Origin of the sequence: Saccharospirillum salsuginis (assembly GCF_014651855.1) — a bacterium.
Classification (GTDB): Bacteria; Pseudomonadota; Gammaproteobacteria; order Pseudomonadales; family Natronospirillaceae; genus Saccharospirillum; species Saccharospirillum salsuginis.
On record NZ_BMXR01000001.1, the window covers coordinates 182,900 to 202,446 of the forward strand.

At 60.0% G+C, this 19,547-nt stretch carries 15 protein-coding genes; all 15 read right to left on the minus strand.

The window, feature by feature from the left end; genetic code table 11:
* Positions 1-16 precede the first annotated feature (16 nt).
* Complete coding sequence (locus tag IE111_RS00820; protein WP_189606594.1) at positions 17-4,366, minus strand: DUF6519 domain-containing protein; 4,350 nt, start codon at positions 4,364-4,366, stop codon at positions 17-19.
* Between the two features lie 486 nt (positions 4,367-4,852).
* A complete protein-coding gene (locus tag IE111_RS00825) occupies positions 4,853-6,523 on the minus strand; it encodes a hypothetical protein (protein WP_189606595.1) in 1,671 nt (556 codons plus the stop codon).
* A 2-nt stretch (positions 6,524-6,525) separates the two neighbouring features.
* On the minus strand, positions 6,526-9,300 hold the full coding sequence (locus IE111_RS00830; protein ID WP_189606596.1) for a baseplate J/gp47 family protein: 2,775 nt from the start codon (positions 9,298-9,300) through the stop codon (positions 6,526-6,528).
* Positions 9,297-10,715, minus strand: coding sequence for a baseplate J/gp47 family protein (locus tag IE111_RS24430; RefSeq protein WP_229805084.1), 1,419 nt, complete (start codon positions 10,713-10,715; stop codon positions 9,297-9,299). Before IE111_RS24430 ends, IE111_RS00830 begins: the two co-directional genes overlap by 4 nt.
* Positions 10,715-11,104: a GPW/gp25 family protein gene (locus IE111_RS00840; RefSeq protein ID WP_189606597.1), complete on the minus strand. Its 390-nt coding sequence runs from the start codon at positions 11,102-11,104 to the stop codon at positions 10,715-10,717. Before IE111_RS00840 ends, IE111_RS24430 begins: the two co-directional genes overlap by 1 nt.
* A gap of 2 nt (positions 11,105-11,106) precedes the next feature.
* Positions 11,107-11,925, minus strand: a complete 819-nt coding sequence (locus IE111_RS00845) for a phage baseplate assembly protein V (protein WP_189606598.1) — start codon at positions 11,923-11,925, stop codon at positions 11,107-11,109.
* A gap of 618 nt (positions 11,926-12,543) precedes the next feature.
* Positions 12,544-13,677 carry a phage late control D family protein gene (locus IE111_RS00850; protein WP_189606599.1) on the minus strand — a complete coding sequence of 378 codons (1,134 nt, stop codon included), beginning with the start codon at positions 13,675-13,677 and terminating at the stop codon, positions 12,544-12,546.
* 13 nt (positions 13,678-13,690) lie between these two features.
* Positions 13,691-13,981, minus strand: coding sequence for a LysM peptidoglycan-binding domain-containing protein (locus tag IE111_RS00855; RefSeq protein ID WP_189606600.1), 291 nt, complete (start codon positions 13,979-13,981; stop codon positions 13,691-13,693).
* A 15-nt stretch (positions 13,982-13,996) separates the two neighbouring features.
* Positions 13,997-14,668 (minus strand): CIS tube protein, encoded by a 672-nt coding sequence (locus tag IE111_RS00860; protein ID WP_189606601.1) that lies wholly within the window; start codon positions 14,666-14,668, stop codon positions 13,997-13,999.
* Positions 14,665-14,964 carry a hypothetical protein gene (locus tag IE111_RS00865; RefSeq protein WP_189606602.1) on the minus strand — a complete coding sequence of 100 codons (300 nt, stop codon included), beginning with the start codon at positions 14,962-14,964 and terminating at the stop codon, positions 14,665-14,667. The genes IE111_RS00860 and IE111_RS00865 overlap by 4 nt, the downstream gene beginning before the upstream one ends.
* Entirely contained in the window at positions 14,961-16,313 is a 1,353-nt protein-coding gene (locus IE111_RS00870; protein WP_189606603.1) for an ATP-binding protein, read from the minus strand. Before IE111_RS00870 ends, IE111_RS00865 begins: the two co-directional genes overlap by 4 nt.
* The gene (locus IE111_RS00875) at positions 16,310-17,338 is read right to left on the minus strand and encodes a Pvc16 family protein (protein WP_189606604.1); all 1,029 of its coding nucleotides are present in this window, start codon (positions 17,336-17,338) and stop codon (positions 16,310-16,312) included. The genes IE111_RS00870 and IE111_RS00875 overlap by 4 nt, the downstream gene beginning before the upstream one ends.
* A gap of 1 nt (position 17,339) precedes the next feature.
* Positions 17,340-17,954, minus strand: a complete 615-nt coding sequence (locus IE111_RS00880) for a hypothetical protein (protein ID WP_189606605.1) — start codon at positions 17,952-17,954, stop codon at positions 17,340-17,342.
* Positions 17,955-18,196: 242 nt separating this feature from the next.
* A complete protein-coding gene (locus tag IE111_RS00885) occupies positions 18,197-19,036 on the minus strand; it encodes a hypothetical protein (RefSeq protein WP_189606606.1) in 840 nt (279 codons plus the stop codon).
* Entirely contained in the window at positions 19,033-19,542 is a 510-nt protein-coding gene (locus tag IE111_RS00890) for a phage tail protein (RefSeq protein WP_189606607.1), read from the minus strand. Before IE111_RS00890 ends, IE111_RS00885 begins: the two co-directional genes overlap by 4 nt.
* Positions 19,543-19,547 lie beyond the last annotated feature (5 nt).

The following is a 19,547-nucleotide window of genomic DNA, read 5'->3' on the forward strand; positions in this document are numbered from 1 at the left end:
TCCTCGTTGACAGAGGTTATTCGGGTTGGATTTTCACCATCTTCTTGGCCGAGGTGATGATCCGTTCCGCCTTGGTTTTTTCGATACCGGTCTTTTCACTGAGCTGATTGACATCGGAGAGGGCCAGTTCGCCCAGGTTTCGAATGCCGGAATCCTTCAGCCTGGTCTCGTCGTCGGTCGATACATCGGCGATGTCTTTCACCGGCCGGGCCTTGGCCATATCGACCTTGAGTGCTTTCACTTCCTGCTCCAGCGATTGAACACCGGTGCGCATGGTCTGCATATCGGCCATAACCTGGCTGCGCTGCTGTTCGAGACTGTGGAACTGGTCCTTCAGCGACTGCACGGCCGCTTCGCTCTGGGTCCGCTCGGTCTTGAGCGCATGTAATTCCGACTCGGCCCGCCGGATTTCCGTGACCAGTTTGTCTTTCTCGACCCGAAGCTGGGTCATCTCTTCCTCGGCCAGGCCCGTGTTGAACCCGGGTGCATCGGGTTGTTTCAGGGCATAGAAAGCGGCCTTTCCGTTTTCTTCGTAAACTACGACTTCGCTGCCCTTTTCGATGCGATCCGGCGTCAGGGCGTGACGACGCAGGGCGTTGGGGGCGTCTTTGGAGTCGTACTTGACCACGCTGTTGACTTTAATGTCATTCTTCTCGAGTTCCTTGACCGCTTCGCGGGTGTTGAGATTGCGGTAGGCCTGTTTGCTGACCGTCGCACGCTGAACTTTAGCGTCCTTGTACAGGGCCGCATCCCCCATCAAACGCGCGTTGACCTTCAGATCTTGTTTCGATTCGTGCCAACGACGTCTCGGGTTGGCGGTTTTGGTCCGGGATACGCCTCGCTTGTAACTGCGGCCTTTCACCGCAAACCCACTGGGTTCGTTGGGTTTATAGTTCTCCATCAGGTTGCCGAAGAGATTGGGCATGACCATGCAACAGAATTCGCCTATGGCCTTTTTGAACATGGGCAGAACGGGAACCAGAGACAGCCAGTATTCGAACTTGGGAAAGGTCCAGACATTCTTGCGCTTGCCGAAATTGCAGACCTTGTAGACCTTGTTGTTGCGAATATCGATGCGCGCCAAATAGACCTTGTCATCCTCGTCGCACTGGGGACACTGGATCAGCAGGTGATGGCAGAAGCAGTCTTTCAGGTACTGCAAGATGTTGCCGATCAGGGAAATGAAGGCGAGCAGTATCTGCAGGCGATAATTCGCCAGTTCCTCACGCCTTTTCTCACTGGTCGCTTCGATTTCGTCGACGGGATAGAGTGTCAGCGTATTGCTCATGTAGTTGAGTACAACCAGTCGGTTTGTGTTGGGCTCCACGGCCATTGCCGTCGGCATCAGTTGAACCGGTACCCATTGTTTTTGAACCTCCCCCCGGTCAGCGGTAATAACCCGGAATTCGTCCTGAATCGAGATCATCACCTGATCCATTTTCGGGTGATACAGCAAGTTGATCTCGGTATCTTCTTCCAGCCCGTCGATGCTGTGCGCGGGCTGGCCTGTGTTTCCTTCCGGCAGTGCCAGTCGGTAACTGAATACCGACTTGGTGCTATTTTTTTGCTGAACCACCACATGCAGCAAATCGGGTTGATTGGCCTTGCCCGGCTGAACTTCCAGAGTATCGGTGCCGAAGATCAAATCCCCTTGAGGGTCGAGTATTCGCTTCAAAGGGTAGGGTTCATCTCCATCAGGGGTTTTCTCCAGATGGATATCGGCCACGCCGTCAAATTCCAGATCCGGTACACCAGAATCTCCTGAACGTCCAGCCGCGAATGCGCGGGCATTGTCCGGGTGGTAGGTTATGGGCCCAAATGCGTCGAACTTCCATTGCGGTTCTGGTACGAACTTCTCTTCGCCAAACAATTCAACCAGGTGCAGGCGATACAACCCCTTGCCACGCCCCAGCATAAACAGCCGCTGGTTATCGCCCGAGGGGATATGCAAATCCGTCGCCTCAACACCGCAAAGCACGACACTGCGGTCCCAATCGATTTCTCCGCCATTGAAGAAGCCCTCGTTGAGCAGAGAGTCTTCGGCATTGATCGCCGTGGCCGCATAGACCCGATCGCTGTCGGGATCGAACGCCATGGCGGTGATGACAGCCCCTTCGCCCGCTTTGATGGTGCTGACATGGACAACCTTGTCCTGACTGTTGTCATAGACATTGACGGTGGTATCAGTGCCACCGTAGGTCAGCGTATGCGTGCCTTTCGGGTGAACCAGAACCTGTTCATGATGGTTCTTGCCGAAGGCGGTCTTGATGGTCGTGTCCGGGAACGGGTAAGGCGGAAACGGCTGGCCGGCGCTCATGCCACAGAAAGTTTTGCTGTGCACCAGCTCCCGCATGCGAACATAAAAGGTTTGCAACAAATCATGCTCATCCCTGGATAAAAAGACCCACTGCCCTTCCGGCCGGTAAATCAGCTGAGAAAACAGATTCAGCAGTGCAGTGGCTTCACGACGAGAAGCCGGGACCAAATCCTTGTTCTCGCCGTCAGACTCGTCCTCGCCAAGCTCCTTCATCACGGCCTTGAATTCTTCGACCAGATCCTTGATGCAATGCTGGTAAAAGTCCATCCAGATGGTGCCGTCCAGCCAAGCGTTTTTGCCCTGGTTCTCGTAGGGTTCCAACCGAATGGCAGGCTTTCCCCCTTCCCCGATCTCGATCCAGATGCAGACTGTTCCCTGGCCGTCGTCCAACAGATCCGGGTTCTCTTCCAGCAATGGCTCCAGCTCGGCCATGACATCGACATGTTCGGCCTGCTCCAACTCGATGATGTTGCCTTCACAATCGAGCGCCGATCCCCGTGTGACGGTCACCGTTCGTCTCGGTGCTTCGCCCGTATTCGGGTCCGGTATCGTATCCGGCCCGCACTCGGCGATCAGCCCGCAGACCACACCCATGCCGTGCAAATGCTTGTGATGCCAGCGCAGATCGCGCGCCTTGCACAGGTAGTCGATGGCATCCTGAACCGTGCGCACCTGTGGCATATCGCACTGGTCATTGTCGTAGCAGACATCGCGGGCTTTCAGATCGGTCAGGGCCGGAAAACCAAACGGCTTGCAGCTTTGCTCATCATAGGGTGTAAACGAATCGATCTGACCGCCCGGCCCAACCTCCACCGTGCCGAGCACGAGATAATGATGAACGATGCCTTCCGGCAACGCCTCATCCAGCAACAGATTTCCCGCCTGATGCTCGGCCTGGCGCACCGGCGCCAGCCAATGATCGCCGGGAACCGCGATCTCGTCATCCAAATCGACATCGAGCGAGACCGCATCCAGATTCAGGTGCACCGGCCCGCCGAGATCCACAAAACCATGGGCGTTGCTGCCATAGCCCGTCGATAATTCACGGCCGCGATCCCAACCTTCTTCCAGAGTCCAGGCACCGCCATCCTTCACCAGCCGAACGTAGCCGTCCCAACGGCGAATCAAACCCAGTCCAGCCGGTTCATCGGTGTGGTCCGTCTTCAACACCCCGCGCTGCGGCGTAAAATCATCCTGAAAATGATGGCCGACGTGTTTCTCGGTCGTCATATTCTGATCGGGCGCACTGAAAAACTCATACACCCATCCCCCGGCCGTAAACCCGGGCGGCGTGACTCCGACTTCGTATTGTTCCGCCCCGTTCTCACTCGACCACTTCAGCCACAGTTCCGTCAGCTCCGGCTCGCTGCCGGTGCGATCCCAGATCGCCTCGTGCACTTCCACCCGGAACAGGTAGTTACCGACGTCATCGTGCAGCGCCAATTCATCGGCGCAGGGGTCGCACGGATCCGGCAGCGTCTCACCGGCATTGAGTTCAACGCTCAGCTTCAGACGACCGTGCCTCGGATTCACCGGCCCGTCCGCCATCAACGTCTCGGCGTCAATGTCCGTCGAACACGCCTTCACCTGCGCCATGCGCTGCGTCCGCGTACAGGTATCGGCCCCCTTCAACGCGGTATCGAGCAGGTCGCGATCCTCCAGGTGCGTAACGGTTCGCTCCCACAAATCGACATACAACCGATACTCGCCGGCGTCGAGATCCCGTACCTCGGGAAAATCGGCTTGCTGGGTAAACACAAAATGCGCCGGCGCGCTGGCTTCACTGGGCACCACCTTGCCGCGCAGACCGTCCACATAGACATACCCCCACTGCAACGAGTAAGCCCCGGACGGCCCTTCCTGAACCAACCCTCGCCTGGCGGGCGCCCCACTGCCAATCACATCCTCCATGGCGTCGGACACTTCGAACTGAAGCAGCTCGGTCAGCTCATTCCAGTCCGCGTCGGTAATCATGCGGCCCATTTGCTGATAGACGCCGCTGTAACGTTTTTGCTCGGTAAAGCTCTGACGGGATATCTGAGTTTTCATGTCCTTGGCTCTTTATCGTTGGTCTGTTTTTGTGCCATTCGTTTTCGTTGGTACTGTGCCAGTCGTTTGGATGGGTACTGTGGCTGGGTCCGCCCCCGATACGGCGCAGCCCTCATGCGGACCGCCGCAAGTACGTCCATGTAGGCTCGGCGGCCCCCATCCCTGGGGGCCGACGCCCGCCTGAGGGCTACCCCGCACCGGTGGCTCACAATCGTGCCAATCTCAAGGTTATTCACTGCTAGTCCCGACTGATTTTTGAAATAGATCAGTCGTTTGATTTTATTTTGGTTTTTCAGTGCTGATGTTTGACCTCGGTCGACTAGCGGCGGATGCCCGGGTTGCTTATCCAGGGATGTCCGCAGCATGGATGCTGCGGTCAAGCCCCCATGGATGGGTCCACGGCGACCCTGGATAAGCAACCCGGGTAGCCGCTGCGGGTTCCCGCCACAAAACCAAACGCGGCCACGACTAATGAAGGCTACCAACTTAACCATGAGGCACCTCCGGAATCCCAGCCGGGGCTAAATAGGCGTCGGGGATCATGACGGCCTCATACCCCACCGGTAGATAGTCTTTAAGTTTCTCCCGTACGGCCTCGAACCGCTGACACAGGTGCAGGAAATGGAACGCCCCCATTTCGGTCCCGTCTTCGGCACCAAACCAGACCGTTTTGGCCGTCGCCGGATGCAACACCCCCGCCCCCGGGTCACCGAATGAGGCACCAAAAAACGACACCGGTTCGTTGGTGTTGCGGTGTTGCTCCGCCAGGATCGCCGGCGGTTGGTCCGGGTGGACCCGGCTGTAACGCAAACACAAAGGCTCCGGTGGAATGACCGTCGGGTGGTCCTTCTGGATCAGGCAGGTGAACAGGACTTCGCTGCCTTGCAGGGCTTCGGTGACGCAACGGTCGAGTACGGTGCAGTATTCCAGTTGCGTCAGACTGCGTGCGGTCTGCAGGCGGCTGAACAAGGTGTCCCTCGCCGTCAGGACCGGTTGGTCGGTATCGATACTGTGCACTTCGACGTGTTTGACCGCGCAACGGTCGAAGCTGACCCGGCCGCTGTCGGCTTCGATGCGGTTGACCAGGCTGAGGCCGGCGAAGTGCCAGGCGCCATCGTCCGGGTCGCCGACACCGGTGACCGGAACCTGGCCCAGTTTGAAGACGCCGCGTACTTCGATGGGTGTCAGGCCAGCGGTTTTTAGTAGGCGGCTTTCGAACACCAGGGTGCCGTCGAGTCTGGAATAGAGGGTGACGACGGCGAGGAAGGCATCGCTGGGCAGTTCGTCATCGTCCAGCCAGTGCTGTTTCCATTGCACCCGATGTTCACCCGGCTGTTGGCTAGGGAAATAGCCTTCGGGCTGAACCACATGAATCAGAATATTCCGGGGATGGTAATGGCCGACGCGCCAATCGCTGTCGCGCATATCGGGCGTTCGGCGGCTGACGTCGTCGAAGGCGGCGCCGTGGTATTGGCCGTCGAGGTCGATGCGTTCGTGATGGCAGGGAACGCCGTGGCGATAATACTGGCGCCAGCGGATGCTTTCACCGTTGATCTCGCTGACCTGGCTGTAAACGGACGGATCGGGGTCGCGAACGGCGCGGCTGCCCAATCGCATATCCGGGGTCACGGTCGGCAATCCCGGATGCTTGGTCATCTGTTGCGGGATGTTCCGGTTCAGTGTGTCTTCGACGCCGTAAAGGCTTTCCTGTTGCAGGGGTTCGTTCAGGCGCGGCGTCATCGCCAGCCGGGTCCAGCCCTCCTGTACGACGGTCTCCCAGCCGCCGACGGCTTCGCTGACCTCGTCGACCACGGCCAGGGTGCCCTTGCGCTGTCGCCAAGCGACGGCGCGATCGACTTCGGTTCTCCGGCCTTCGAGCAACGGAGACAACAAACGAGCGTCGAGCAGGTCGGCGAAATACGGCAACAGCCATTCCTGGGACGCGATCCGGTCCGGATCGCCCGTGCCGGTGTCTTTGGCATCGACGCCCGGTTGGCCGGGGAAGTTGTCGCCGTAGAACTGGTGCAGCGTCTGGTAGAGCCGCTCCAGCACGACGTCCGCCCCTTCCAGGTAGCGCCGGGTGTGGTGGTTCTTGTCCTGCTGGCGAATGTATTCGGGCAGGATGTCGTAGAGGCGCAATCCGCGTTCGCCGGGCATGGTCAGACCTCCTGCGTGTGAATGATGGGTGGATGCACCCCGGCATTGAGATACAGAACCTGCCAGGGCTGGGGATTGACGCGGCGAACAGTGCCGTCATCGGCTTTAATCAGTTGTCGTGGCGACAGGGCGTTACCATCTTCGTCCATGAAGTCGGGGAGGATGACGCAGTCGGCATTCTTCACACCCTGAACGCCTTCGACCACTTCGAACACCCGAGACCGGAACAACGGCTCGGCGAAATGCGCCCGTTCCAGACTGAAGGCATCGATCAATGCCTGGCGCACGGCTTCACGCACGAGTTCGGGTTCGAATGCCTCGGCTTCGACCCGAATCGTGATGTCGAAGCACACTAGCAAGGGTTCGTAGGCGGCCAGGCTGACCAGCACGCCGGGGTGGGTATGCTGGCTCAGTGTCTGCCACAGGCTCTCTTCCAGATCCCCGAGCGGGCCGCCGCCGGCCGGGACGACCCGCACTTCGATCCGGTCGCTGGCGCCTGGCGTATCCGGCAACCGCAACGCCCTGGCACGCCAGACCGAACTGTAGCTTTCGCACAGGCGACCGAAATCCGACAGCGACACGGCCCGTTTCAGGGTGAGTACGGATGACGGCGCATGATCGCGGACCTGTTCGAGGTTTTCGGATTCCCCGCCACCGGCTGCGTCCACCGGTTGCATCACACCGTCGACCAGCGGGTGCGGTTTCTTCAGCTTGCTCAGGTTGTGTGCGGCCAGGTTGCCGCGCAAACCGTGCCCGTGGCGACTGCGCAGGCGAACGTTGTTACTGCCACTGGGCAGGCGGCGTCCCTCGCGTCCGTCACCGAACTGGACGATCAGTTCGCCGGTTTCGGTCAGGCGGGTACTGTAGTGCCAATCGGTCGGACCGGAATTGCGCAGGTTATCGACCTGGGTCCAGACGCGCCCGTCGACAAGGATGTCGATGGCGGCTTTGACCCCGCTGGCGAAAGTCACATCCTGCACGAAGGCGAGATCGGTTTTCTCGATCAAAAACGTCGGGTTGGCCTGCACCCGATCGCCACTGCCGAGCACTTGTTCGCCCTTGCTTTCACCGTGCCCGGCACGGACGACATTGCCATAAACCCAGGTATCGGCTTTCGGGAAATCCTGGCCGTCCAGGGACGGAGTGACCTTGATCCGGACAACGCCATCCGTTTCATCGAAAGCCTCGACTTCGGTCAGGGTGACCAGCGCGGTATCGGTATTGGACTCGATCCAAAACCGGCGTCCCGGCACCAGTGCGGCCACGGTTTCATCGAGCAGCACCGACAGTGTGCTGGTGTGGGTGGACGATTCGGTGTAGGCCGATTCCAGATTCCGGTTGTAATCCCGGTGCGGCAGACTTTCCTTAAATTGACCGTAGGCCTGGATCCAGGGGCCTTCGCCGACGGTAGGACTGACGGTGAACTGGAAATAACCGTCGAATTCGGCGATGGAGGTGATGCGGGTGGCGACCCGGGTGTCGTCCTGATGTTGAAGGACGATCCATTGATCGCTGGAAAGCTTATTGGGTTTGCCATCGAAACTGAGCGCCACGACCGAGGTGGTTTCGACCTCGAATGCGGTATCGGCTCCCGATTCCCGGTAGTAGACGGTATTTGCCTTATCGCCTGCGACGTAATCGTAGATGTGATTGCCGTCATCATCGACGTGAGATTCAACAGACAGAGGACTCTGGTTTTCGTCCCAGACGGTTGAGGATGGCCAGCGTGAACCAGGCAATACAAAACGCTGCTCACCATCCAGATACTGTGACTGAACCGCCTGGGCGCGATTGAACCCAGTTTCACTTCCGGTGTTGCCGTTCAACCGAATGCGACGACCGCTGACGGACAACACACGAATCGCCTGATAGTCACCGCCCTGATAGAAAATCAGCACATCGCCTTCGATTACCGAATGCGATGCTGACTTGGTTTCAATGACATTGGAACCGTTTAAGTGGGGAGCCTTGTTCCATTGATCCAGTCGATGCAATCGGAGATCGGCCAGGCTCCAGTCTTCACCGCTGTGATCGCCCTGGCGAACCGTCAGTGTCAGGGATTCGGTGCCGATGTCCGTCACTTCAACGGCGATTCCCTTCTCGAACCCGTTTGACAATACCGCCCACTCGCCAACAGAGAGGTTCTCGGGTGGTTCGATCCACTCGAACATCAAGGTGCTGTCTTTGGCGGGTATAGTCAGTGTTTGCTGGGACCGGTCATGGTCCGGACACCGCAACAGGTTCAGCCGGTAATCCACGTCCAGATCGTCCAACGATTCGAACACAACGGGGGCACTGCCATCCGACGGTTGATTCTGCAGTGCGAGACCGGCTTTAACCTCACCGACCGCCTCGTCTTTCGTTTTCGCCAGCAACGCCACCCAGGTTTCGGCCGATGCCGGCGGTGCCGGTCGGTAGTCAAGCATGGCCACCAGTCGGCGCAGGTTGTCCCATTGAGTGGTGGTGCGCAGGTAGCGTTCGTTGCTGTAGGCATCCTGATATCGAGCGAGGATGTGGATGCTGCGTGCCAGCGTGCGCAGCATTTCCCAGCCGTAATCCCGGCGGTCGGCCCGGTATTGATCGAGCAGGCGCTCCTGCCATTCGGCCAGGGTACTGTCGTTGCCGGCGTCACCCAGCCATTGCAGAACGTCGGGTTCGCCGCCGAAATGGACCCGCAGCGCGGCGCGTAGATCCTCCAGGTAGGTGGCGGCGTTGCCATCCACATACTGCAATTCGGTCAGACCGGCGCGGTTCCAGCGGGTGTAATCCTGTGTCATCCCGGTTGCCCTCCATGGAGTTTCAGCCGCCAGTAGCCTTTTTCCGGTTCTCCGGCGATGTTGTCACAACGGGCGATTTCAAGACCGTTCAGTCGAATGATCCCGCTGCCGGATTGATCGGGATAGCGGTCGCCCACCCGCTTGAACCGGTTCAGGCAAACCGCCTCGATGCCGTCCAGGCGCATCAACCATTCGATCAGATCGCTGGCAAACAGGTCCTCGCCGAACGCCAGCCGGCCCGGCTCGAAAAAGCCTTCCGGTCCGGTGCCCAACGCTTCGGTGATGGCCATGCGGACTTCGCTTTGAAAATAATTCGCCGACAAACGAACCGACAGGGATATCGACAGGCCAACCGGTACCGCGTCGCGCAACCAGACTTCCTGACCGGCCATTCGATAGACTTCCAGATAACCCCGCAGGACCGAACGAAAGGTGGGCTGCACCGTCCAGTCGACAGGCGCCAGACCGCGCTGCCAGTGAAACGTGTCCACGGCGGATTGCAATTGCTGGAGATCGTCCCCACCGACCAGGGCGTCGATGGCGAAGTCGAGTTCGCCATTTTCCGCGAGCACCACGGTCGCCTCGACCGTTTGCCAAGATCCGGTCCAGCGGCTGTCGCTGGCGGCGCGCAGGACCAGTGGATGATCTTCCAGTCGTTCGCGATAGTCGGTCAGCGACACCATGCGATGATTGGTGTGCACCGCACGCGGGCCGGCCTGACGCGCCTGGTCCATGTCGTACGGGTTGTCGCGCCAGTGGCGCAGCAGTCGACGGGTCAGGAAATCCCGGTGCAATGGTTTTTCCAGGTCCAGCACCTCGCGCAGGTTATCCTGGGTGTAGCCGAGCAGGTGCAGGAAATCCCGTTCGGTGGCGGGGTCCGTGATATCCGGATTCGGTCCCAGGGCATTGGCCGCGAAACCGGCCCATTCCAGCAGCCGGACCAGGTGTTCGGCGCTGAGCACCCGGGGGTCGAACGTCAGCGTCGATACGGGAAATCCCGCGACCGACAAAACATGGCGCACGACATCCTCATCCGCCCAGCCGGGTCGATGATGGTGGCGCAGTGCGTCGTAACCGATGTAACCGAGCAGTCGCAAGACCGATTCCGGCCGACGAGCGGTTTCCAGAAAGGCTTCGCCGTATGCGCGATCGAGTTGGTCGGACATCTGGTCGAGTACCACGGCGAAGGCTTCGATCAGAATCACTTCGATATCGGCCGGTGTCCACCGGCGTCGCTCGGGGAAACGGCCGGCGAGCTCTTCCATCATGAACAGCCGGAAACCGTCGTAATCCCGCGTCAGCCAGTCGAAGTCGTCTCCGATCGGCGGCAGGGGTTTCGGCAACTCGACCCGGCGCTCGCCGCAGTCGCCGCACCGGTCATGAAAATGGAGTTCGGGAATGGGAGTGCGTGCCATCAGGGTGCTACCTCGAATTCCATGCTTTCACTGTGATTCAACGCGGTCAGCCGGTAGCTGATGGTAATGATCAGCCGCTCGGCGTAGTCCGGATGCGCACCGATCTCGATCGACAGATCCTTCGGCGACACCTCCCCGGCCAGGGCGTCGGCCAGGCTAGATTGAAGCCGCTGCCGGGTGACCTGCCACAGCGGTGAACTGTTCGGCTCGAACACCAGCGACCGAATGCCCGCACCGAATTCAGGCCGGTACCAGCGCTCACCGGGATCGGTGAACAGCACCTGTTCGATCTGATCGCGAATGTGCGCGATGCGTTGCGTCGTCGCCACACCGTTCTGGCCAAAACGCAATGGAAAGTCGGTGTAGACGGTCTGATTGAGTTTGCTCATGGTCAGTTCGCCTTGGTCTTGGTGGTCAGTGCCGAGGCTTCACCCTGCGGTATCGGCGGCGACGACGGTGACCCCGGTGCGGTGCAGGTATGCACATGAGTCGCGAACAGGGTCAGAAAACTGGTGCCTTTCAACAGCGGCTCCCCACCCTGACCACCGACGGAGACCTGACTGCCGTCGATCACGATCATCTGCCCGGAAATCTTCAATTGCCCGGCCGACATGGTGACTTCGTTACCGTTGCTGTCGGTTACCGTCGTGCCGCTGCTGTCCATCACCATCTCGTTACCGTTGGCATCGGCCAGGGTCAGGCTGTTGCCGCTCGCGTCCAGGGTCAGCTTGGCGCCGCTGGCATCGGTCAGCTTGATGCTGCCGTTGGGGTCGATGGTCATATCGGCACCTTCGGGATGTTTGAGCTTGATCTGCTCTTCGCCGTCGGCATCGTCGAACTGCAAGGTGTGACCGGCCGGTGTTTTCAATACCCGGCTGTTCGGATAGGCCTCGGTGGCTTCATTCGGTACGCCTTCGCTCGGCTGCCAGAACACACCGGTCCAGATCGGTCTGTCCGGGTTGCCTTCTTCAAATTCGACCCAGACCTGAGCGTCGATTTGCGGGACAAAAAAGAAGCCCTGATCGGCCAGGCCGCCGAACGGCAAACAGGGCAAGGCCCAGTAGGTTTCCTGTTGGCCGAAGACACTGGGGACCCGGACTTTGAGACGCCCCCGTTGTTCGGGGTCGTCGTTGTCCGATACGAATGCCCGATACTTGCCGTAGTATTTTTGCTGACTCTGGCGGACGGACTGTTGCAGTGCGTTTTCCATGTTAGGTTGCCTTTTGGGTCAGTCTTGTTTTACTGTGGTTTGTTTTATTTGTACTGTGGTTAATCGGAGTTAAGTGCCCGGCAAGGTTGCCGGGTATACCTATCTGGGGTCGCCGTGAATACGTCCATGTAGGCTTGACGGCGGAGTCCGACCACCATGGATGGTGGAAGTGCCGGTTTTGCATGGAGCAAAAACCGGCCATGCCGCCGACATCCCCAGATAGATATACCCGGCACCCTTGCTGAGAATTAGGTGGTTTAATTGCGCATGAGAAAACTACTTTCTCTGGGTGAATTTGTTTTGATGTAGGGCAGAAGAGCCTCAGGCGACATCTGCCGATCAATGCGGTGGCTATGATGTATCCATAGGCATCGTATTCTTCCAACGGCAGATATCGGCTAGGCCTCTTCTGCCCTACGGGGTTGGGAGTCGGGGCCTCGAATGTGAGTGGAGGATGGTCGGGGTAGGTGTTCAGGGATGTGGGCGGCATGGATGCCGCCGTCAAGCCCCCATGGATGGGTTCATGGCGACCCTGAACACCTACCCCGGCCAGCCTCCACGAATTCCCGGCACCAAACCAAAACCAACCCCCGGCCCTGCCACAAAACCAAACGACCATCACAATATCCCCGCCAACACGTTGTCCATAACCGAAACCCCACCGCCATAGGCATTACGAGCCACCTCGAAACTCTGCAGATAGCCGTTGGCGTCGAACCGGTGCTCGACCTGCATGACGTACCAGGTGCCGCTGTATTTGTCGCCGATGCCGTCGATGTCGACCGGATCTCCCGGGAGCAGGACATGGCCGTATTGCGTGCCGTCCAGTTCGCCGGTGGCCGTGATCTTCAACGATTCCTCATTGGCCTTCGCCTGGGCCCGGCCGCGCATCTGGTTCGGGTTGCTGTTGCCTTCGCGTTTCAGACGCCAGGCGAAATCGCCTTGTTGTCCCGAGATCTTGCTGACGTGGGTGTCGCCCAGTACTTTCAGGTCCGGTTCGACCGTTTGTTCGTTGGTTTCCGAGCCTTCGTCGGTGGCGACTTCGTAGACCACGGCGTCCGGGCGATGACCGTCGTCGTCGAGGTTGAAACTGACGCAGCTGGTACCCGGGCCGGCGTAGACGGTGATGGTCGGTTGGGCATCCTGGCCGAATCGCATGGGTCCGAAATAGAGTTGTCCATCGCGGAAGAAGAGGTCGTAGGCGTTTTCCTGGGCGCGTTTTTTCAGGAACTTGATGTCGGTGTCGTTCTGGTTGACGACGAGGTCGCTCTGGCCTTCGCCGGGGGTGTCCAATGCGCTCAGGTTGTTGTCGCTCAAAATGGTTTGCACGATCTCGCGGTCGCTTTTGGGGGTGTCGTCGCCCCAACGGGTGTTGCGTTCGGTGCGATCGAGCAGCAAGGCGGTGTCCTGGCAGGTGACGGTGACCATGGCGCTGCCTTTTTGCTCCGGAAATTCGACTTTGACCTGACGGATAAAGCCTTTGAACACCGGATCTTCGCGTTCGCCGAAGGTGGCGAGGATGTCGATGGGCGCCCAGGGGCGAATGCGGTCGTCGTCCTGGACGTTCCAGGTGCCGTTGTCGACGCGCCGGGTTTCAAAAGTCAGGGTGGCTTCGGCGCTGTCCTGACGGGGCGACACGACCGAGACATCGACCAGGGTGGCGTAGAGGTCGTCGATCTCCTGACCGTCGATCTTGATGACGCAGCCGGCCGGGTCCCGGAATTGATCGTCGAGTATGTTCAGAAACGACATGGCCGAACCCTCCCTATCCCTGTCTCAATGCGGGTATGAGGATGACTTCACCCACCCAGTCCGGATGCATCAATCGACCGCCGTCGAGCAATTCCGGGTTGGCGTCGACAATGCGCCACCATTGACGGTCGTCGTTGTAGTAGTGGCGCGCGAGGTGATCGAGCCGATCGTTTTCGGTGACGGTGTGCTCGATGACGCCCTCCTTCGGTTCGATCTCGCGGGCACGCAGTCCCGGGAAGGTGCCTTCGGTGTTGCGTGGCTCGAAAGCTTTGGCGTTTTTATAACGGCTCTTTTTCAACAGCATCTTGATACCTCCCGGCTAACCGCCGCCGAATACACGCGACAGGACGGTGGCGGCGCTGCGGGCGGTATTGAGCCCGGCACCAACCGCCTGGCGGACCTGTTCGACCTGGTAGAAGGGGTTGTTGCCTTCGATGACCTGAAAACTGAGGTTCACATTGGCGCGGTACGGGCGCAGGTTCGGCAGGTGCGCGGTTTCATCCACCTGCACACTGGACAGGAACACCGGCAGGATGTGCGTGCCCCACACCAGCAGCAGGACCGATGGGTATTGGTCGCGTTCGAAAGCGCGCCCACTGCCCTGGCCGAGGCTGGCCAATGTCTGGACGCCACCCGGCCCCTGGGACTTGGGTTCGACCATGGAGCGGAGCGTATCGAGGTCCGGTTCGATGCCGAACTCGTTGGCGACGGCATGAGCGGGATGATTGACGTCGGCCATCCGGTCGGTGGCATCGACCAGGATGTCGAGACTGAACTGTTCCGGTTCGACTTCGACGCCCTGGGCGACGCGATGGGTTTCCCAGGGGAAGGCGAAGTCGTAGCCGCCTCGGGTGCCGGGCGCGTTGCCGGTGGTGATGGAGATCGATCGGGTCCGGCTCAGTGTTTGCGGGTTGAATTCGAACTCCAGGATCAGGGGCGGCACGTTGAGACCGTATTCGACCAGAACGCCGCGCGTCACATTGGGGATCATGCGTCACCTCCTTGCGAGGACGGTCCGGTGCCGGGTATCGACGGGCTTTTTCCGGGTTGCAATCCGTTCGAGCGCTGCCAGGCCTGACCGTGCAGTTGCTGCGCCAGGTGGCGGGCCACACCGAGATTGGTGCTGTTGTGCGCCAGGTTGATCGTCGGTACAGCCATCGTCGGCCAGTCGCCGCTCGGCCAATCGAGCTTGGCGAGTTCCTGTCGGAACAGTCGATGTATCGCGTGTTTGCGCCGGCCGAGGCTGGCCGGCAACGTCAGTTCCAGTCGATCGATACTCAGGCTCATCGTGCACTCCCGTCCTCGTTCTTCAGATACCCCGCCAAAGCGCCCAGTTGGGACGCACTGACCTGGTTTTGTTCCTTGGCCATTTCGCGCAGCACGGCTCGCGCAATGTGGGCGGTGTCGATGTCGGATTCCTGATCGGCCGCCAGGTAAGCCGAGTGCAGGGCGGCATTGCGAATCTGGCCGCCGGTGAGGTTGACTGCTTCGGCGATCTGGCGGAAATCGAGCGCGTCGGATATCGGCGCCCTGGGCGGCAACAGCCGACGCCAGAGTTCTTCGCGTTGCTCGCTGTCCGGGCGCGGGAACTCGACCACCATCTGGAAGCGGCGCAGAAAGGCTTTGTCGATCTGGCTGCGCAGGTTGGTGGTCAGCAGGCAGGGGCCGTCGTGATCCTCTATGCGAGCCAACAGATAGCTGACTTCCATGTTGGCGTAGCGGTCCCGGGCTTCGCGCAGGTCGCCGCGTTTGCCCATCAGGGCGTCGACTTCGTCGAACTGCAATATGACGCGGCGGCCATGTGTGGCATCGAACAGGCGGCCGATGTTTTTTTCGGTCTCGCCGACGTATTTACTGACCAGCGCCGCCAGGTCGACCCGGTACAGAGGCCAGTCCAACTCGTTGGCCAGCACGGTCGCGGCCAGGGTTTTACCGGTGCCGGACGGGCCGGCGAACAGAGCCACCGGGCCGCCACACAGTTGACCGCCCCACTGGTTCACCACGGTATCGCGATGCTGAATCCACAACAGGAATTCGCGCAGCATGGTGACTTGCTCGGCGGGCAGGACCAGCTCCCACCAGCCGGCCCGGCGCTTGACCGGATAGGCACCCGGCGGCGCCCAGTCGCCCAGCGAGCGTTTGAGCAGACGGGACAGCGCGAGATGATCGGGCTGGATGGCGGTGAACGGGTCGGTCCGGTCGCGGGTGATCAATCCGGCCTGTTCCAGACGCAGCAATGCATGCCGTACGGTTTCGAGATGGGTATCGGGAATGGCCAGCAAGGCGACGATCAGCGCTTCGCTAGGAGCCGGGTTCTGGTTGTGTTGCAGATCCTGAATCATCCAGCCGATTCGCGGTACGGCCTGGGGCGCGTAGACGCAGGCCAGCAGGTCCTGACAGAGACTGTCGTGAATCACATCGCCCGACTGTTCGAGTGTGTTCCACACGCCTGCTTCCCGGCCGGCCCGCACATCCTGTTGAACCTGCTTCAGCCGGTCCAATACATCCTGCGCCGGCCCTTCGCGCGCCTGCATGAAACACAGGCACAACAATTCGATGCGGGTCCATTCGGGCAACAGACCCAGTTCCTCGGTGCGGGCATCGGTGTGCGGGTCTGTGTTCAATGCGGCGGTCATGGCGTACTGCTCCGGTACAGGCTGATCAGCAACGGATTGCTGCGCAGGGTGATCGGCGTCGCACCCGGGTGCGGTGTGTACTGACGCGTCACGTGCAACAGCAATTGCCAGCGCTCATCGGCTGGCGTCACGGTCAGACTCGGTAACGTCAGCGTCGGCAGGGCGACCGGAATCGACTCCGGATCGATCACCTGCGAACTGACTGAAAGCGTCGGCCCGGCTTCCGTCCGCCAGGTATCGCCTTCCCAGACCGACCATTCCAGATCGACACTGGCACCGGGGTCGCCGGCGATCCACAGTGTCGGGTTGAACGAAGCCGGGGTTGTGCTGTCCACATCCAAAGTAAGCGAGGTGCGTATGTCGCTGCCGTCCACCCAGGCGATCAGCGGCGTCCAGGCCGGGTTGGTGATGGTCACTTCGCCGGTACGGGGTTGCGGTTCCTGCACGGTACCGGCGAACGGATCGTATCGACGCCCGATGTCGGCCCGGGTTTCCAATCCGAATGCGCCGACGCGCGGTGGTTCCGGTTTTTGGGTGTCCGGTTGCAGGATCGGCGTCAGCGAAAACTCATACAGGATGGACGGCCGGTAACTGGTATCGCCCTGGGTCGACCAGAGTTGGTTGATCTGTTCGTCGGTGGCCGGATTGAAAATGGCTTCCAGACGCACGTCCTGACCGTAAATGTTCACGCTCGGCAGAATGCGCTGGTCGTGAAACAGCGCCATGATCAGACCGATCAGTTTCAGATCGCCCTCGCCCTGGGCATCGCCGTCCTCGGCCATGGCGGTGACCATGCAAAACAACCGGATACGCCACGGGTCCTGCGGGTGCACACCGGCCTGAAAACCGGACGGTTCCATGCGATAGAAGAACAGATTCAAACGGTCTTCGTCGTCCTTCTTGGTGATGTCGGCCGGTGAACCCAGATAGATTTTAATGCCGTGCGTGTTGGCCTGAATGCCGTTGCTGATGAAATCGGCCACCGAATTGCAGGCCAGAAACAGGGCGGAGTCCGGTATGGCCATATCACAGGCTCCTGATCAGGCGTTGACTGTCCGAGAGTGTCGATGTTCGACCGCGTCGTTTGGCGCGTTGCGGTTTGGGGTTTTCCTCGACGCGGATCACCACCTCGCCAATGTGTAAACGCGGGGGTTTGGCCTCGCGTTGGCCGGCGGGCGATCCGCTCGACTGGGTCGGCGTTTCGGTTTGCTCCCGGCCAAGAGTGTAGCGGTGACTGTCGTTTGTGGGTGGCTCCGACGCTTTCGGGACATCGGTTGATGCGACCGAATCGTCCGCTTCGAGCGCCCTTCCGGCCTGTCGGGTATCGCGTTCTTTCGACGGCTCCTCAGCCTCGCTTTCAAGGTGTTGCTCCTGCTCGGAAACCTGCTGCTGTTCAAGAGGTGACGTTGTGAGCGATTCGTGTTCGTTGTACACGACTGTCGGACGGTTCCCTGGGTCATCGAGCGAGGTATCGGCTTGCCGGTGTTGCGGCGTTTGCGTTGATTCACCCTCGACCGTCGACGTCGATGCCCGGGTGATGTCCGAATAATCGCGTTCTTTTGCACTTTCGTTGGACGGCGCCGATCCTGTTTCCCCGACATCGTTTCTTTCGAGGTTCGATTGAGCCTCAATCGTTCCCATTCGACGCTCGGTGGAATGACGCGTGATCCGTTCGAATCGCAAGGGCGATTCAGGTCCCGAAGACTCAGCCTTTGCCGCCGTGCTTTTTTCCTCGACCGGACTTTCTGTTCGTGGCGATCGAGTCGATATCGTTTGTGGCGCAACCATCGCCGGTTCCTGATGGGCCGATGGCTCATAGCCGGGAGTCGGCAGGTTACGCCGTGCATCCGAACGGACACGGGCGAAAAAACCGGAATGGTTCATCATTCAGCCTCCTGCCGGTTCAACCCTCGATCCTGATCGATCAATCTCAAATAATGCCGGCGCCGCTGCACCGGCAAATCCAGAATGGCCGCTTCGCTCCAGTGATAACACCGGGCCAGGCGATGGATATCCTGCAACAGTGAATCGACCGGACGCGCCAGGTTGGCATAAGGGTCCAGCTCGACCTTCTGCTCGGCCCCACATTCGGGGCATTGGGTTTGCATGACCAGACCCAGCTCCGGGCTCAGGGTTTCCACACGATCTTCGATCAGCCCGATGTCTTCATCTGACAGTCTCAGGGTTTTGGGATCGACGATCGTTTCACCGTTCACCGACTGGATCAGCCGGCGCGCCATCCACAGATCCGGTTCGTCCTGTTCCGGCTGTTCAGCCAGCGCGGACTGTACAGCGCCATCGGGCACTTTGATGTGTGTTGTGCCACACGACAGCTCCAATTCCGCGACCGGGAACCCCTCGCCCGCCGGTTTAATGGGCAGATCTTGCCAGTTCAGCGCGAAGTCGTACGGCGCATCGCACGCATGACAATCGGCACTGAACCAGGTGGGTTGATCGGGGTCCGAACGGCACGCCAGTCGCCACTGCACCGCCAGAAATTGACGATCGGCCACGCAGAGTTCGGCGACGGTGCCGGGCGTCGGCTTTTCGCCCGCCAGTTCGTCCAGCACCGTCGACAGAGCATCGCTGATCCAGCGCGGGTGGTTCACCGCCGCAGCCAGGCCATCGTGCAAACGCAGGTCAAGTTCACCCCGGGGCCGGGCCAGTTTGAAATCGCGACGACGCTGTTGCGCGCGGATCAATCCGCCGGGCAACACGGTCATTCTTCCGTCGGCTCCTGTACCGCGGTGTCGCGTTCCCAGCCCTCGTGCTGGACGGTGATGGTCTGTATACCGACCGCGTTCATGGTGCCGGCGTCGAACTCCGGCAGCGCCTGGAATTCGGACACCCAGGCCCGATAGACCTTGTAGGACATCGCGACCACGCCCTGCAGATTCAACACATTCAGCACGATGTCCTTACGGTATTCCTTCAACGACATGGCCGAATTGCCTTGAATGTTGTTGACGCGGTTGGCCCAGTTTTCGAAAACCGGGTCGTGGGTCAGTCCTTGTTCCAGCGTGATGGGTTCGTAGCTGGTGCCACCGGGCATGACCCGTTCGTGCGCCGGGTCACCGGCGGTGCGCCATTTGACGGCTTCGGTGCTCTTTTTCAGCACGCTCATTTTTTTAAGACCGGCGACCGGCTGGCCGTCGATGATGACCTGGAACATGAATGTCCGGTACGGGTCGTAGCGGTGCGCATTGACCGGGAACAATGGGGCTGCCATAGCGG

Bases quoted from the DNA above. Each gene is read 5' to 3' on its own strand.
- IE111_RS00855 (WP_189606600.1), bottom strand. From the start codon at position 13,981: ATGCTGTTGAAAAAGAGCCGTTATAAAAACGCCAAAGCTTTCGAGCCA.
- IE111_RS00885 (WP_189606606.1), bottom strand. From the start codon at position 19,036: ATGACCGTGTTGCCCGGCGGATTGATCCGCGCGCAACAGCGTCGTCGC.
- IE111_RS00850 (WP_189606599.1), bottom strand. From the start codon at position 13,677: ATGTCGTTTCTGAACATACTCGACGATCAATTCCGGGACCCGGCCGGC.
- IE111_RS24430 (WP_229805084.1), bottom strand. From the start codon at position 10,715: ATGGCACGCACTCCCATTCCCGAACTCCATTTTCATGACCGGTGCGGC.
- IE111_RS00830 (WP_189606596.1), bottom strand. From the start codon at position 9,300: ATGACACAGGATTACACCCGCTGGAACCGCGCCGGTCTGACCGAATTG.
- IE111_RS00845 (WP_189606598.1), bottom strand. From the start codon at position 11,925: ATGGAAAACGCACTGCAACAGTCCGTCCGCCAGAGTCAGCAAAAATAC.
- IE111_RS00875 (WP_189606604.1), bottom strand. From the start codon at position 17,338: ATGGCCATACCGGACTCCGCCCTGTTTCTGGCCTGCAATTCGGTGGCC.
- IE111_RS00880 (WP_189606605.1), bottom strand. From the start codon at position 17,954: ATGGGAACGATTGAGGCTCAATCGAACCTCGAAAGAAACGATGTCGGG.
- IE111_RS00890 (WP_189606607.1), bottom strand. From the start codon at position 19,542: ATGGCAGCCCCATTGTTCCCGGTCAATGCGCACCGCTACGACCCGTAC.
- IE111_RS00820 (WP_189606594.1), bottom strand. From the start codon at position 4,366: ATGAAAACTCAGATATCCCGTCAGAGCTTTACCGAGCAAAAACGTTAC.
- IE111_RS00870 (WP_189606603.1), bottom strand. From the start codon at position 16,313: ATGACCGCCGCATTGAACACAGACCCGCACACCGATGCCCGCACCGAG.
- IE111_RS00840 (WP_189606597.1), bottom strand. From the start codon at position 11,104: ATGAGCAAACTCAATCAGACCGTCTACACCGACTTTCCATTGCGTTTT.
- IE111_RS00860 (WP_189606601.1), bottom strand. From the start codon at position 14,668: ATGATCCCCAATGTGACGCGCGGCGTTCTGGTCGAATACGGTCTCAAC.
- IE111_RS00825 (WP_189606595.1), bottom strand. From the start codon at position 6,523: ATGCCCGGCGAACGCGGATTGCGCCTCTACGACATCCTGCCCGAATAC.
- IE111_RS00865 (WP_189606602.1), bottom strand. From the start codon at position 14,964: ATGAGCCTGAGTATCGATCGACTGGAACTGACGTTGCCGGCCAGCCTC.